Below are 13,800 nucleotides of genomic sequence, written 5' to 3' on the forward strand. Positions count from 1 at the left end.
GCTCTACTAGGAGATTTTATGTTACGCCGTACATTAATTGCATTTTCACTCCTTGCTTGTGCGACGAGCCAAGCTGCAGATTATAACTGTTCTGTAACACCAAAGGATGACATCTTTATGACACCCGAAAGTGTGCAAGTCATTGGTGCGAGTGGTGATTTAAAAATTACGCCAAACGGTGAAATCACACTTAACGGTAAAAATGTGGCTGCAACAGAGGCGCAAAAGCAGCAAGCTATTCGTTACCAAGCCGATATTCGTCAGGATTTACCTTGGATAAAACAAGAATCAGAAAAAAAATTATCAACTTCAAGGGAAACGATAGACAAAGTTGTCGTTAAAGTGGTTGGTAGTGACAGCAATATCCGTAACCGGTTAACAAAATTAGAAAAAGATCTTAATGGGCAAATCAACCAAATTATTGAGACTCGTCCCAATGGTTATGTGTTTCACCATAAAGCCATGAAAACTGTTGAAACGAAAGGGCGCGAGTTAGTCAATGAAAGCTTAGGCGGTATTTTACAAGACAGCATTAATGAGATGGGGCGTAAGCAATTATTATCGGGTGGTGATGCCAATAAAGCGTTACAAGGTATGCTAGGCAACTTAGGCGGGTTACAACAAGAACTTGAATCTGAATGGAAAAAACAAGAGAAAAGCTTCCAGCAATTCGGCCAACAAGTTTGTTCTAAAGTGACTTCAATAGAGCAACAACGCGTCTCATTACTTAATTCAATCAAAAGTCACTGATCGATTTAAAATCAATAATAACTTTATGAACAGTAGTGTATTTTTGTACATTACTGTTTTTTATTTATCTATATTATCGTTATCATCAATTTGTGTGATATTAACTCCATTAATGGGAATGAAAATGAAATTGATTCTTATTTGATTGACATCTAAGCCACTCACTTTACAATGCGGGTTTGGCTTAATGACTAAATTGGGATCATTTAAATGAAAAAATTCATTCCTGCTCTGCTTGTTTCTGTGTTGTCATTCTCTGCGCCTTTTGCTCTTAGCGCTGAATCTACCACTTTCACTCCAAATGCGGTTACAGCACAAGGCGTTGAAAAAGTGACGATCAAACACCTATCAGGTGAAACTGAAGTCATGAAAAAACCACAAAAAGTGGTTCTGTTTGATTTCGGTGTTTATGACTCAATGCAAAAACTCGGCTTAGGTGACAAGGTTGTTGCACTACCAACTGGCAATGCTCCTGCTTATATAAAAGGCAGTATTCCTGCATCAATGGAAAACGCAGGTGGAATGAAACAACCTGATTTAGCCAAAATCGCACAATTAAAACCTGATCTGATTGTGATCACAGGTCGTCAAGGTAAGTCTTATGATGAGTTATCAAAAATTGCACCCACTATCAATTTAGGCTCTGATAGCAAACACTATATTGATTCTGTAAAAGCCAATATTAGTGTGATTGGTGAGCTCTACGGTAACCAAAAAGCGGTTGATGAGCAGTTAGTCCAATTAGATAAAGTCATCGCAGACGCCCAGAAGAAAGCGGCTGATTCCAATAAAAAAGTTTTAGTATTGATGCATAATGACGGCAAATTAATTCCAAATAGCCAAGCCGTTGTTTACAACGTTGTGAAAGCAAAACGCGCTGACCTACCGGTTGATGAAAGTGCAGATAAAGCAAAACGCCGTGTTGTGGATACCAAAACTATTGCTCAAGCTAACCCAGATGTGATCCTGATTGTTGACCGTAGCGAAGCGATTGGTGCAGGTAAATTGGATAAAACAGTATTTGAAGATAGCAATATTCAAGAAACCAAAGCTTATAAAGATGGCAAAATTACTTACCTGCAATCTGACTTATGGTACTTGTCAGGTGGCGGTTTAGTTAGCTTAACAGAGCAAGTTAATGCGGTGGTGAATGCTCTATAACAGATATCTGCCACTGTCTTATTGATGGTGGCAATATGTATTACCTCAATTGTTATTCTTGTCTATTTCATTTTTATCTCTAAACAAAAGCCCACTTCGTTTGAAGTGGGCTTTCATCTAATTTATCAGTGAAGTAATTTATAAATGAACCGAATAGCCGCTATTCTTCACCTAAAAATAGCTCTAATAGCGAATTGAGAAACAACTTTCCATGCTCTGTAATCTGCCATTCATTCACGGTTTCTGTGATATAGCCTTTAGCTAAAGCTTCATCAATAGCCGCTCTAACTGTCGATTCTGGTAACCCTGTATATTGGGTAAATTCAGCGCGTGGCATGGCTTCAAGAAGGCGAAAGCGGTTCATGAAGTATTCAAATGGTCTATCGGAAGCGCCAACGTCATAGGATTGGTGCATATAACGGCCCTCCATATAACCTCGAGGATGTTTTGTTTTTACGGTTCGTAAAATTTGACCATCTTCAAAAGAAATTTTTCCATGAGCGCCGCAACCGATACCTAAATAGTCACCAAAGCGCCAGTAATTGAGGTTGTGTTGGCATTGGTAACCGGGTTTAGCATAGGCGGATGTTTCATATTGCTGGTAACCTGCCGCACTCAATAATTTATGGCCTTCAGTGTAAATATCCCACAGTGTATCGTCATCGGGTAATACCGGAGGGCGTGAGCCAAATTGAGTGTTAGGTTCAATAGTGAGTTGGTACCAAGACAGGTGCGGAGGGGCAAGTTCAATAGCTTGGCGCAGGTCTGATAAACCTTCAACCTGAGTTTGCGCGGGTAACCCATGCATTAAATCGAGGTTAAAGCTTCTTAAATTAAGATTAGCGGCTAACTGAGCAGCACGCTTCGCTTCATCAGCGCCATGAATACGCCCTAAAGTGATTAGTTTATCGTTACCGAAGCTTTGTACGCCAATAGAAATACGATTAATTCCTGCGGCTTGGTAACCTGCAAAACGACCAGCTTCAACAGTACCAGGGTTTGCTTCCATGGTAACTTCTGCATGTGGGTCTAAATCAACTCGCTGACGTACGCCATCCATTAAAGCTTGCATTGACTCAGCACTTAATAAACTGGGTGTTCCGCCCCCAATAAAAATAGTTTTCACCGAACGTCCTGCAACTAATTTTGCATCGGTGTCTAAATCGGCCAATAAGTGTGCCACATATTCTTGCTGAGGGATCTCACCTTTAAGTGTGTGTGAGTTGAAGTCACAATAAGGGCACTTTTGTACACACCAAGGGATATGGATATACAGGCTCAGCGGGGGTAATTTAAGCATTCTTTAGCGCATCCAACATCATTGTGAGTGCTTTTCCACGATGTGAAACGGCTTGCTTTTCCGCTTTTGTTAGCTCTGCTGAGGTACAACCTAATTCAGGAACATAGAATATGGGGTCATAACCAAAGCCGCCTTGGCCTTTGCGTTCACGGGTGATGATACCGTGCCAACGGCCATGGAATACTAATGGCGTAGGGTCTTCTGCATGCCGCAAATAAACTAACACACAGTTGAATTGAGCCTGACGTTGGTCGTCAGGCACATTTTTCATTGCTTCTAATAGCTTAACTAGGTTTTGCTCGTCTGTTGCTTCTTCACCTGCGTAGCGGGCAGAGTAAATCCCCGGCGCGCCACCAAGGGCATCAACGGAAATTCCTGAATCATCAGCAATTGCGGGTAACCCGGTTTGTGCTGCTGCATGACGCGCTTTTAGGATTGCATTTTCAATAAAAGTTAAGCCCGTTTCTTCTGCGGACTCAACGCCTAATGAGGTTTGTGCGACGATATCCATCCCAAAATCACGTAGTAGGCCAGCTAACTCATTCACTTTTCCGGGGTTACCGGTGGCTAAAACAACTTTTTGCATTATTTAAAACTCGTTTTTACATAATACCAATGGAATACATCATTGCAGTCAATGATGGGTCAATCATCAGTGAGATATCTACACGCAGGTAATTCAATGCGATTAAAATAAACATCACAATCATTGCAGAGAAATCTAACCCGCCCATAGCAGGAATGATGCGACGGATTGGCGCCATTAAAGGTTCGGTTAATTGGTATAATAAATAATCTACTGGGTTACGGCCTTGGCTAACCCAGCTTAGAATTGCACGGATTAAAATCATCCAAAAAATTAATTTACCGGTATAGGTTAATAATAAAATCAATCCCATAGGTAAAATGCTTATACCTAAAATAGGGAGTAAGTTTGTTGCCCACATACCAAAGATAATGGCTGCAATGGCTAAAACAAACGCAACAACCACTGAAGCGGTATCTATCGCGCCAAAAGAAGGAATGATTCGGCGTAATGGTGCGACGATAGGCTGTGTTGCTTTAACGACAAATTTCGAAAAAGGATTATAAAAGTCTGCGCGTACCCACTGCATCCATACGCGCAGTAGTAATACAAAAATATACAGTTGGATCAGGGTAGTAACGACGAATACTAAGGTCTGCATGGTGAATTCCGCGATTAATTTAAAAAAGTTTTTCCATTTCTTCTGCTCTGTGTATTGCGCTTTGCATTGCATCGGCAACAATTTGCGGAAGATTTCCATTATAAAATTGCTCTAAAGCCATCGCGGTGGTACCGCCTTTAGAGGTGACTTGTTCACGTAAAGCCGAAAAGTCCGTGTCACTTTGTGACTTAGCTAGTTCTACAGCCCCTTCAATTGCATTCAGAACGAGCTCGCGAGCTTGTTGCTTATCATAACCGAGTTGTTCTGCTTTTTGCTGCATTGATTCCATAAACAGAAAGAAATAGGCAGGGGAGCTACCAGTAATGGCAATAATCTTATTGATGTCTTGCTCTTGTTGGCACCAAATCGTGGAGCCAACACTTTGCATCAGCTCTTGAGCAAACTGTTTGTCTGGCTCAGAAACCTTCCCTTGAGCAAATAACCCGCTAACACCTTTACCCACCAACGATGGCGTATTTGGCATGATGCGTACTAAATTCAGTTGGTGTGCAAAGTAATCATTATAACGCTCTGCAGGGATCCCCGCGGCAATTGTCAGCACTAATTTTTGGTCAAAGTTTGTGGCATTTTGCAGCGGTTCACACACTTCTTTCATCATTTGTGGTTTAACCGCTAGGATAATGACCTCAGCGGCTTTGACCGCAGCTAAGTTATCATGACTGCTGATAATGCCATATTGCTCGGCCAGTTTGTCTCGACGTACAGGTGTAGGAGAGCACACCGTGATCATCGATGCAGGGTAACCATGGTTAACCAGCCCAGCAATGATGGCGTGAGCCATATTTCCGGCGCCGATGAAGGCAATTTTACGATGTTGCATTCTGTTCTCCTATCTTATTGGTGATATTGGCGAGCGCCAAAAATAGCGGTTCCTATGCGAACAAGTGTTGAGCCGCAATGGATTGCTGCACGCATATCGTCAGTCATCCCCATTGAAAGAGTGTCAACAGTGGGGTAAGTGGTTTTTAATTGCTTAAATGCCTCATTCATTTGATGAAACACAGCACATTGGCGTTCATAATCCGTTTCAGGTGCAGGGATCGTCATCAGGCCCCGTAGCACAAGGTTTGGCATCGTAGCGACTTGCGCCGCAAGGTCTGCAACTTCTGCGAGTGTTATACCTGATTTACTGTTTTCATCGCTGATATTGATTTGAATTAGCACATTGAGGGGCGCTTTTCCACTTGGACGTTGGTCATTTAAGCGCTGAGCGATTTTGGCTCTGTCTAAGGTATGGAACCAATCAAAGTGCTCAGCAACAAGGCGGCTTTTATTCGATTGTAATGGGCCGATAAAATGCCAAACTAAGTCATTTCTATCAGAGAAATATTGAATTTTCTCAACGCCCTCTTGCACATAGTTCTCACCAAACTGGCGTTGGCCTGCCTCTATAGCTTCTAAAATAGCCTCACAAGGTTTGGTTTTACTTACCGCGAGTAGCGTAATGTCTTGTGGTGAGCGCTGACACTCTGCGGCAGCATGCTCAATACGCGCGGTGACATCAGAGATATTATTTTGAATGGTCATTATTTTATTCAATATGGTTTATTCAATACTATTTTATTCATGTCTTACATGAATAGCGGCTATTGACCATAGTGTAAAGCAAATTACATCAGAACGGCACCATTGCATGAGGTTAAGCTAAAAATAACCACGTAAAATACGCAATGCTTAAATATGTTGCTCAAACCAGCTTTCAAGGATCACAACAGCAGACGCAGAATCTACTTTTCCTTTACTCAAAGCTCGATAACCACCTTGTTCAAAAAGGCCTGCTTTTGCTTCAACCGTGGAAAGACGTTCATCATGTAATTCGACTTTAACACCAAAACGGCCATGAATTCGATTTGCAAAATTACGGGCTTGGCTTGTAACCAGTTGTTCCGTGCCATCCATATTAAGGGGAAGGCCAACAATAACCAACTGAGGTTGCCATTCTTTAAGTAACTTTTCGATTTGTTGCCAATCAGGGCGGCCATCGCTGGCTTTTAGTGAGGTTAATGGTCGCGCGGTACCTGTAATTTCTTGTCCAACGGCCACACCGATGCTTTTGGTTCCAAAATCAAAGGCTAACAAAGTTCTTCCAGACATTAAGCATGCCCCGCTTGCATTGAAATAGTATGAATATCAATACCAATTAATTTAGCTGCAGCAGTCCAGCGTTCATGAATTGGTGTATCAAAAATAAGCTCAGGAGAAGCTTCAACGGTCAACCAGCTATTTTCCATGATTTCACGTTCAAGTTGGCCTGGTTCCCAGCTTGCATAACCTAGTGCAACTAAAGAGTTTGAGGGGGAGTGCTCACTTCCTAAAGTCTCTAAGATATCTTTTGACGTTGTCACCATCACTTCATCATTTAAGTGCAGACTCGATAAAAAACCTTTTATCGGTGTGTGTAAGATGAACCCATGCTCTTCAGCCACGGGACCACCCGCAATGACAGGCTTCTTTAAATTACGGTTATCAATTTTATCTGAAATCGTAATTTCGAGTTTTTTAAGCATCTTATCGACAGAAAAATCATCAATAGGCTTGTTAATCACAATCCCCATCGCCCCTTTTTCATTGTGCTCACACATATAAACGACTGACTGCTCAAAATAAGGGTCTGTTAAGGATGGCATGGCGATAAGAAAATGGTTTTGCAGATTCAAACTTAGACTCCAGCAAATTTAAAACAATTGAGAGAACACAATAAAAGGCAAACTTATAGGTGGTAAATAAAACGGATGACTTTTATTGTGTGAAAATAATAAAAGCCATCAGTGAAGATAAACCACCACTATAAATTATTTATTGAGACGGCGTTCAATGGCATCCATTAACATACCTGTAATGGAGATATCAAATGCGGCTTCAATTTCCCGTGCACACGTTGGGCTAGTCACGTTAATTTCGGTTAAACGGTCACCAATGATATCAAGGCCAACAAAAATTAAGCCTTTTTCTTTTAATGTTGGCGCTACGGCACGCGCAATGGCCCAGTCACTTTCACTTAATGGACGAGCTTCCCCACGGCCACCCGCTGCAAGGTTACCTCGGGTTTCACCTTGAGCTGGAATTCGCGCTAAGCAATAAGGAACAGGTTCACCATCCACCACCAAGACACGTTTATCACCATCTTTAATTGCTGGTAGGAAGTTTTGGGCCATGCAGTAACGGGAGCTATGTTCCGTTAGCGTTTCGATAATTACGCCCACATTTGGGTCATCTTGTTTAAGACGGAAAATCGAAGCGCCACCCATACCATCTAGTGGTTTGAATATGACATCGCCATGTTTTTGGTGAAAATCTCTTAACTTTTGTGGGCTGCGCGTGACCAATGTGTCCGGTGTTAACTCAGCAAACCAAGCAGTAAAGAGTTTCTCATTGCAGTCACGTAGGCTTTGCGGTTTATTCACAATTAAGGTGCCAGCTTGTTCCGCTCTTTCTAAAATATAAGTCGCATAGATAAATTCAGTATCAAAAGGCGGGTCTTTCCGCATTAAAATGGCATCAAGTGAACTTAGGGGGATATCTTGTTCCCCATGAAATTCGTACCATTTTTCTGGGTTTTCTTCGACTGTCACGATTTTTGTTTGTGCGCGAGCTTCACCTTGGTGTAAATACAGGTCATTCATTTCCATATAATGGATTTCATAACCTCGACGCTGAGCTTCCAGCATCATTGCAAAACTGGTGTCTTTCTTGATTTTGATGGATGAAATAGGATCCATCACTATACCGAGCTTGATCATTTTTTCTCCTTACCCCAGATCACCTAAGCGCACTTGTAGTGCTGTGATAGCGGTTAGCGCAGTCGTTTCTGTTCGTAATACTCGAGGCCCTAACAGTATATCGGTAAATTGATAATTTGCTGTCATGGCAATTTCGTCTGCTGACAAGCCACCTTCCGGGCCAATCAACAATCGTACTTTCTTCAGTTCAGTGGGTAACGTATTAATACTTTCTGTTGCTCGTGGGTGCAAATTGACTTTAAATGCACCGTCAGTTTCCGCGCACCATGCTTCAAGGGTTTGTACTGGGCGAATTTTTGGAATTCGGTTGCGGCCACATTGTTCGCAGGCAGCAATCGCAATTTTTTGCCATTGAAGTAATTTTTTCTCGAGCCGTTCGCCATCTAGGCGAACACCACAACGTTCTGATAACAAAGGTGTTATTGTATTAACTCCGAGTTCGACAGATTTTTGGATAGTAAATTCCATTTTTTCCCCACGAGACATGACCTGCCCGATGTGTAAATCGAGAGGGGATTCTCTATCGTCAACTTGGCTATTTTTAATGTGTACGAATACATTTTTTTTAGTTGCTTCAGTAATTTCAGCACTAAAGGTTTTATTGCTGCCATCAAAAAGTTCGAGTTTTTGGCCTGCAGTCATGCGCAGTACTCGACCTACATGGTTTGCAGCATCATCACCAAGAGAAATTGTTGTGTTTATTTGAAGAGGCTCTGGGTGATAAATGCGTGGAATGCGCATAGCTTTTCCTTAGTACAGACTGGGTTAATAAATAATATAACTTTGATGAATATGGGGGTTGAATTGTTAAACTCAAGCGCTGCTACCTAGTTTATAACGAAATACTGACCTTTTATAGTATGTCTGTGCCATAGGTGACATCTTAAACAGTGATGAAAGTAAACTAGAAGATCATGATATTCGAATAAACCGACTCTACTCAACGGAATTAAAGTGTTGGGGATAGCAGAAATTCACAGTATATTTATTTTTATCTCCATAAAGGAATAAGGAGTTAATATGAGGGAGTTACTCTGTACTTTAATATCATCGGTTATATCTATTATTTCGCCGTCTGAGCAATTTACATTATCATGTCAAAATGATAAATCTATAAACATCATTGATTTTATTTGTGTTTTTTCTTCTTTTTTTATGCTGCTAATATCCTTTTTTACGACTAAAAAACTACTTATTTATTTACCCGTTGTTCATTTTGATAAATCCAAAATTATTATTAAAAATACTGTTTTGCTTCTAATATATAGTGTACTAATTTTTATAATATATTATTCATCTAATAATTTACGTATTATTTTATTTTTAACATTATATATTAATTTAATAATACCATTATTTATCATTGATAATAAAATAGGTTATCTCCCTGATGTTCTTACGTACCCATTATTATGGGTGGGGTTGCTATATCAAATTCACTTACCAAATGGGAATGTAGTCTCAGCTATTTATGCAGTACTGATCAGCTACTTAGTGATGTTAATGGTGGTTACACTGGTTGAAAAACAAACTTATCAACCACAAATGGGGAGAGGGGATTTTAAACTCGTTGCCGCTTGTTCGGCTTGGCTTGGTGTTTGGGAGTTACCTTACTTTTTGGCCACCGCTGCAGGGTTGGGGCTATTACAATACTGGGTTAACTTTGGGCTATGGCCTAAAATATACCAAAAAAAGCAACTGGTAAATCTAGCCCACGCCGAGATATTATCTGGGGTGCAAATAGCTAAAACAACGAAGACGATTCCATTTGGCCCCGCGTTAATTATTAGTGCTAGCACATGGTTGTATTTATCAATAATTGAATATTAAATTAAATGACAACCTTATGCGCATATTTGAAAGGTGGCTTATTAAAAAGGGTGATTATTAAGACGCTGCGGTTACCAAAGAATCTAAAAATTGCTGCCATTTACTCGGCTCACCGAGGTAATTCTGTAATGGAACTCGTAACCATTTCCCCTGTTGTTGTATTAACAGAGTTGGAAAACCGGATGCACCTGACTGCGCTAACAGAGCCTTACTTGTTTCAATGTGGGCCGCAGTTTCATGTTGCTCACACTCACTGTAGTCGGACACATACTGGGTTACATTGAGGCCAATTTCTTTGGCGAGCTCAAGAAGTACCGCGGTATCTTTAATATGGCGTCCTGAAATGTAGTGTGTTTTTTGAATGGCTTTAAGCATCTCAAAGCCTTTGCCTTGCTTGGTTGCCGCTAATATAGCGGTTTGCGGTGGTGTTGAGTCCATAACCAAATTAGGTTCGTGTAGCATTTTTATATAGTCATCGCCAAATACTTGCCCTGTCATGGATGCAATGCGCTTATCAGCTTGCAGAATATATTGGCGAAAATTATCATCTAAATGTAGGCGTGCATTGTCAGCTAACATACCACCACCATGCATTTCAATGTTGATACTTGGATGTTGGTTGGCAATTTCGATTAAAGGCGCAGCGGCATAGCACCAGCCGCAATAAGGGTCATAAATATAGTGTAGGGTGATGTTGCTCATAATCGTTCTCTCTATTTGATCTTTTTAAGTAATTTGAGTTAAGTTGTATCATTATCATCAAAAAATTAATACCACTATCATTCGGTGAAATCAGCCAAATTGCTTTTAGTCATTCAGTGAGTTGCTACGGAACATACCGCGCAAAATGGCTGCAATAGTGAGTATCACTTGGTTATTGAGGCCACTGCATTTCGCCTTTAACAACTTTTGCACTAAGTTCTAAACTTGATTTGTCATCCAATTGTGGATATTTTACCGCAATTTTTTGGATGAGTTCATCTGAGTTTTTACTTGTTTTTGCTGCATTTTCAAAATCTTGTAAGTATTTTTGAGTAAAAGAAACCGTGCTTGTATCTAATTTAGATGCTCCCGTAAAGTGACCAGGAACAACGGTTATTGGGTTCAGTGCTTTGATGTCTTTTAATGTTTGCTGCCAATTTTTACGTGACTCTTCTGTTTGTGTATCTGCTACCCAAACATGAATATTGTCAGAAACAATAACGCCCCCTACAACGGCTTTTAATGATGGAACCCAGACATAAGTTCTATCTGGTGATGCGCTATCAAGGCCTTTAATTTCAAGTCGTTCACCATCAACTGTGAAGCTATCTCCTTTAATGACCTCAGGGACGATAATATGGGCAGGTGCCTCATCTTTTAATACACCACCCCAGTAAGCCAGTTTGCCATCTTTAGTTGCTTTAATGGCTTCAACTGTGTTTGCTGTCGCGACCACTTTAGCTTCAGGGAAGGCGTTTGTTAGGGTATCGAGCCCAAAATAGTAATCTGGATCTGAGTGGCTAATATAAATCGTGGTTAATTTCTTGTTGAGCTTTTTAATTTTATCAACCAATTGTTGTGCATCATTTTTTTGAAATTGTGCGTCAATTAACACCACTTCACTTGAACCGCTAATAATTTCAGAGGAAACCGGAAATACGCTGTTATTTCCAGGATTATAAACATCTAATGTTAGTGTTTCAGCTTGGGTCATATTTATCGTAGTGGCGAATAACGCGGTTGCAGCTAATAAGGTAAATTTCATTTTGTATCCTAAAATAAAGTTATACAGGAACGCTTGTTTTTTGCATGGCGTGTATATTAAATTGCAATGATAAGATGAAAAACCCCATAATTAGGTGTTGTTTGTTGCATAATTCGGTCAAATGAGAGTGGTATGGATAGATTAAAGGCAGCAGAAGTATTTATTACTATCGTTGAACAAGGCAGCCTAAGTGGAGCAGCAGAAAAATTAGAGATGTCGAGAGCGATGGTGACTCGCTATTTGTCGGAAATGGAACAATGGGCGGGAGTGCGTTTATTAAATCGTACCACGCGGAAATTAAGTTTAACTTCAGCGGGGGAAGGGGTATATCAACAATCTTTGCAACTTAATGCTATTTCCCAAATGGTCCCTGTGCAGCAAGAGCTTGATGCAAAAGCATTATCTGGTTTAGTGCGCATTAGTTGCTCACAATCTATTGCCCAAAGTGCGCTTTCTGTGGCTATTGCTGAGTTTATGAAACTCTATCCGAATATGGCTATAGATATGCAAATATCGAATAAATCAGTTAATTTAATAGAGGAACGAATTGACTTGGCTATCCGTATTACTAATCAGCTGGAGCCGAGTTTAATCGCAAAACCATTGTCAACTTGCCATTCTGTCATTTGTGCTTCACCTGATTTTTTAAAAGGGAAAAAATATCCCGAAAAACCAGAAGATTTAGTTTTACTCGATTGCTTAACCTACAATTTTTTTGGTCGTAGCTTATGGGTCTTTGAAAAGGCAGGTATGCAGCATAGTGTATTGGTTGATGGGCGATTAAGTGCGAATGAATCCGTATTTCTCGCTGAGGCAACATTGCAGGGCGCGGGTATCTCTATGCAACCATATTATTCTGTTGCTGATCATTTGGCCTCAGGGGCGTTAGTTCAACTATTACCTGAATATACGCCAATGCCTCTAGGTATTTACGCTGTGTATACGAGTCGGCAAAAAATGCCAACTGCATTGAGGGTGGTGATTGATTATCTCGCTAATTGGTTTGTAACTTCACCTCACTGGCAGTTATTGATGCAACAGCGCGGAAATTAGCTGGGTTTTTATTTGATTAAAGTTATCCTCTAAATGTTGAGTAAAAATATTGGTCAATTGTGATGAAGGGCGGTGAATAGGTTTTATCAAGCTAACGGTAAAAGGAATGGAAAAGCTGAGTGGGCGCAGAGCCAACTTCCCAGCAGATTGTTGATGAAAATCTAATGCAGTTAAAGGGTTAACAATAGAAATCCCAATCCCTTTTAGTGCCATAGCGCAAATAGATGATGCTGAATGCGTCTCCATGACCATTTTGCGCTCGACATGGTGCTCCGCAAATGTTGAGTCAATCAACTGACGATAGCTGTCAGTTAATGATAGGCTAATAAAACGTTGGCCTTGAAAATCATTGGGGATTAGGACTTCTTTTTGGGCTAAAGGGTGGTTTGCGGGTAAGACACACACTTCATTTAAACTTCCCAGTGTTTGTTGTTCAGTGCCCGGAGGCATTTGCAAATGTTCTGTTAAACCGAAATCGTAACGCTGAGCGGACAACCATTCTTCAAGAACAGGAGACTCTTGCGGGATCACTGTGATGCTGACATCAGGGTAATTTTCCATAAACGATTGGCAAACATGGGGCAATAAAGATTGCGCGAAAGCAGGTAAACAGGTTATCGAGATTTGGGCATGTTCGAAGCGTCGGATAGTTTCCGCTGAGTTTTTAATGCGTTCCAAACCATAATAAGAGCGTTCGACTTCTTCAAGAAACCGTAATCCTTGTGCTGTTGGCTGTAGACGTCCTTTGACCCTATCGAATAACTTAAACTGTAAAAGGTATTCTAAGCGAGCAAGTTCACGGCTGATAGTTGGTTGTGAGGTGTTTAGCAGTGCAGCGGCTTCCGTCAGGTTGGGGGCTGTCATTACTGCACGGAATATTTCAATGTGCCGCCATGAAATGGCTTGCATAGGAAGTCCTTAAATAAAGTCTATATCAAATATGAATAGACTTTAGCAAAATAGATATTTTTTTTCCCGTATTATTCTTTGAATAATAGCTTTTAATATAAT

Annotated in this window: 16 protein-coding genes; 4 read left to right on the forward strand and 12 right to left on the reverse strand. The window is 40.6% G+C overall.

The features are described 5' to 3' along the window. The first annotated feature begins 18 nt into the window (after nt 1–18). Both PR725_RS12975 and PR725_RS12980 read left to right on the forward strand, forming a co-directional pair. Nucleotides 19–750 carry a DUF2884 domain-containing protein gene (locus tag PR725_RS12975; protein ID WP_004914162.1) on the forward strand — a complete coding sequence of 244 codons (732 nt, stop codon included), beginning with the start codon at nt 19–21 and terminating at the stop codon, nt 748–750. Between the two features lie 210 nt (nt 751–960). Next, entirely contained in the window at nt 961–1,911 is a 951-nt protein-coding gene (locus PR725_RS12980; protein ID WP_004914159.1) for a siderophore ABC transporter substrate-binding protein, read from the forward strand. Between the two features lie 160 nt (nt 1,912–2,071). Here the strand turns inward: PR725_RS12980 and hemW are convergent, their stop codons facing one another. The 9 genes from hemW to rsmE form a co-directional block, all read right to left on the reverse strand. Continuing rightward, nucleotides 2,072–3,211 (reverse strand): radical SAM family heme chaperone HemW, encoded by a 1,140-nt coding sequence (gene hemW / locus PR725_RS12985; protein ID WP_004914156.1) that lies wholly within the window; start codon nt 3,209–3,211, stop codon nt 2,072–2,074. Continuing rightward, nucleotides 3,204–3,797 carry an RdgB/HAM1 family non-canonical purine NTP pyrophosphatase gene (gene rdgB, locus PR725_RS12990; RefSeq protein WP_109911961.1) on the reverse strand — a complete coding sequence of 198 codons (594 nt, stop codon included), beginning with the start codon at nt 3,795–3,797 and terminating at the stop codon, nt 3,204–3,206. The genes hemW and rdgB overlap by 8 nt, the downstream gene beginning before the upstream one ends. A gap of 16 nt (nt 3,798–3,813) precedes the next feature. Then, the gene (locus tag PR725_RS12995) at nt 3,814–4,398 is read right to left on the reverse strand and encodes a YggT family protein (RefSeq protein ID WP_042851654.1); all 585 of its coding nucleotides are present in this window, start codon (nt 4,396–4,398) and stop codon (nt 3,814–3,816) included. A 19-nt stretch (nt 4,399–4,417) separates the two neighbouring features. Beyond that, complete coding sequence (proC, locus tag PR725_RS13000; RefSeq protein ID WP_109911962.1) at nt 4,418–5,239, reverse strand: pyrroline-5-carboxylate reductase; 822 nt, start codon at nt 5,237–5,239, stop codon at nt 4,418–4,420. Nucleotides 5,240–5,253: 14 nt separating this feature from the next. Next, nucleotides 5,254–5,946: a YggS family pyridoxal phosphate-dependent enzyme gene (locus PR725_RS13005; RefSeq protein WP_164528470.1), complete on the reverse strand. Its 693-nt coding sequence runs from the start codon at nt 5,944–5,946 to the stop codon at nt 5,254–5,256. Between the two features lie 147 nt (nt 5,947–6,093). After that, nucleotides 6,094–6,513, reverse strand: coding sequence for a Holliday junction resolvase RuvX (ruvX, locus tag PR725_RS13010; RefSeq protein WP_004914142.1), 420 nt, complete (start codon nt 6,511–6,513; stop codon nt 6,094–6,096). After that, entirely contained in the window at nt 6,513–7,076 is a 564-nt protein-coding gene (locus PR725_RS13015) for a YqgE/AlgH family protein (protein ID WP_004914139.1), read from the reverse strand. Before PR725_RS13015 ends, ruvX begins: the two co-directional genes overlap by 1 nt. A gap of 135 nt (nt 7,077–7,211) precedes the next feature. Continuing rightward, on the reverse strand, nt 7,212–8,159 hold the full coding sequence (gene gshB, locus PR725_RS13020; RefSeq protein ID WP_123382462.1) for a glutathione synthase: 948 nt from the start codon (nt 8,157–8,159) through the stop codon (nt 7,212–7,214). Between the two features lie 9 nt (nt 8,160–8,168). After that, nucleotides 8,169–8,900 carry a 16S rRNA (uracil(1498)-N(3))-methyltransferase gene (gene rsmE, locus PR725_RS13025; RefSeq protein ID WP_272569323.1) on the reverse strand — a complete coding sequence of 244 codons (732 nt, stop codon included), beginning with the start codon at nt 8,898–8,900 and terminating at the stop codon, nt 8,169–8,171. 279 nt (nt 8,901–9,179) lie between these two features. Between rsmE and PR725_RS13030 the strand changes: the two genes are divergently transcribed. Then, nucleotides 9,180–9,989, forward strand: coding sequence for a prepilin peptidase (locus PR725_RS13030; protein ID WP_227024214.1), 810 nt, complete (start codon nt 9,180–9,182; stop codon nt 9,987–9,989). A gap of 57 nt (nt 9,990–10,046) precedes the next feature. Here PR725_RS13030 and PR725_RS13035 read toward each other — a convergent pair whose 3' ends face one another. Together PR725_RS13035 and PR725_RS13040 are read right to left on the reverse strand one after the other, a co-directional pair. After that, nucleotides 10,047–10,691, reverse strand: a complete 645-nt coding sequence (locus PR725_RS13035; protein ID WP_123382461.1) for a DsbA family protein — start codon at nt 10,689–10,691, stop codon at nt 10,047–10,049. Nucleotides 10,692–10,863: 172 nt separating this feature from the next. Further along, nucleotides 10,864–11,736, reverse strand: coding sequence for an MBL fold metallo-hydrolase (locus PR725_RS13040; protein ID WP_004914125.1), 873 nt, complete (start codon nt 11,734–11,736; stop codon nt 10,864–10,866). A gap of 132 nt (nt 11,737–11,868) precedes the next feature. Between PR725_RS13040 and PR725_RS13045 the strand changes: the two genes are divergently transcribed. Beyond that, the gene (locus tag PR725_RS13045) at nt 11,869–12,789 is read left to right on the forward strand and encodes a LysR family transcriptional regulator (RefSeq protein WP_117162822.1); all 921 of its coding nucleotides are present in this window, start codon (nt 11,869–11,871) and stop codon (nt 12,787–12,789) included. On the opposite strand, the gene PR725_RS13050 is transcribed toward PR725_RS13045, so the two are convergent. Then, the gene (locus tag PR725_RS13050; protein ID WP_109911967.1) at nt 12,763–13,698 is read right to left on the reverse strand and encodes a LysR family transcriptional regulator; all 936 of its coding nucleotides are present in this window, start codon (nt 13,696–13,698) and stop codon (nt 12,763–12,765) included. The genes PR725_RS13045 and PR725_RS13050 overlap by 27 nt on opposite strands. Between the last annotated feature and the right edge of the window lie 102 nt (nt 13,699–13,800).

The sequence above is a fragment of the Providencia sp. PROV255 genome, assembly GCF_028478065.1.
Taxonomy (GTDB): Bacteria; Pseudomonadota; Gammaproteobacteria; order Enterobacterales; family Enterobacteriaceae; genus Providencia; species Providencia rettgeri.

Coding starts and splice junctions, on each gene's coding strand:
- PR725_RS13050 (WP_109911967.1), bottom strand. CDS start 13,698: ATGCAAGCCATTTCATGGCGGCACATTGAAATATTCCGTGCAGTAATG.
- PR725_RS13035 (WP_123382461.1), bottom strand. CDS start 10,691: ATGAGCAACATCACCCTACACTATATTTATGACCCTTATTGCGGCTGG.
- rsmE (WP_272569323.1), bottom strand. CDS start 8,900: ATGCGCATTCCACGCATTTATCACCCAGAGCCTCTTCAAATAAACACA.
- proC (WP_109911962.1), bottom strand. CDS start 5,239: ATGCAACATCGTAAAATTGCCTTCATCGGCGCCGGAAATATGGCTCAC.
- PR725_RS13005 (WP_164528470.1), bottom strand. CDS start 5,946: ATGACCATTCAAAATAATATCTCTGATGTCACCGCGCGTATTGAGCAT.
- gshB (WP_123382462.1), bottom strand. CDS start 8,159: ATGATCAAGCTCGGTATAGTGATGGATCCTATTTCATCCATCAAAATC.
- hemW (WP_004914156.1), bottom strand. CDS start 3,211: ATGCTTAAATTACCCCCGCTGAGCCTGTATATCCATATCCCTTGGTGT.
- ruvX (WP_004914142.1), bottom strand. CDS start 6,513: ATGTCTGGAAGAACTTTGTTAGCCTTTGATTTTGGAACCAAAAGCATC.
- PR725_RS13030 (WP_227024214.1), top strand. CDS start 9,180: ATGAGGGAGTTACTCTGTACTTTAATATCATCGGTTATATCTATTATT.
- PR725_RS13045 (WP_117162822.1), top strand. CDS start 11,869: ATGGATAGATTAAAGGCAGCAGAAGTATTTATTACTATCGTTGAACAA.
- PR725_RS12995 (WP_042851654.1), bottom strand. CDS start 4,398: ATGCAGACCTTAGTATTCGTCGTTACTACCCTGATCCAACTGTATATT.
- PR725_RS12975 (WP_004914162.1), top strand. CDS start 19: ATGTTACGCCGTACATTAATTGCATTTTCACTCCTTGCTTGTGCGACG.
- PR725_RS13040 (WP_004914125.1), bottom strand. CDS start 11,736: ATGAAATTTACCTTATTAGCTGCAACCGCGTTATTCGCCACTACGATA.
- PR725_RS12980 (WP_004914159.1), top strand. CDS start 961: ATGAAAAAATTCATTCCTGCTCTGCTTGTTTCTGTGTTGTCATTCTCT.
- rdgB (WP_109911961.1), bottom strand. CDS start 3,797: ATGCAAAAAGTTGTTTTAGCCACCGGTAACCCCGGAAAAGTGAATGAG.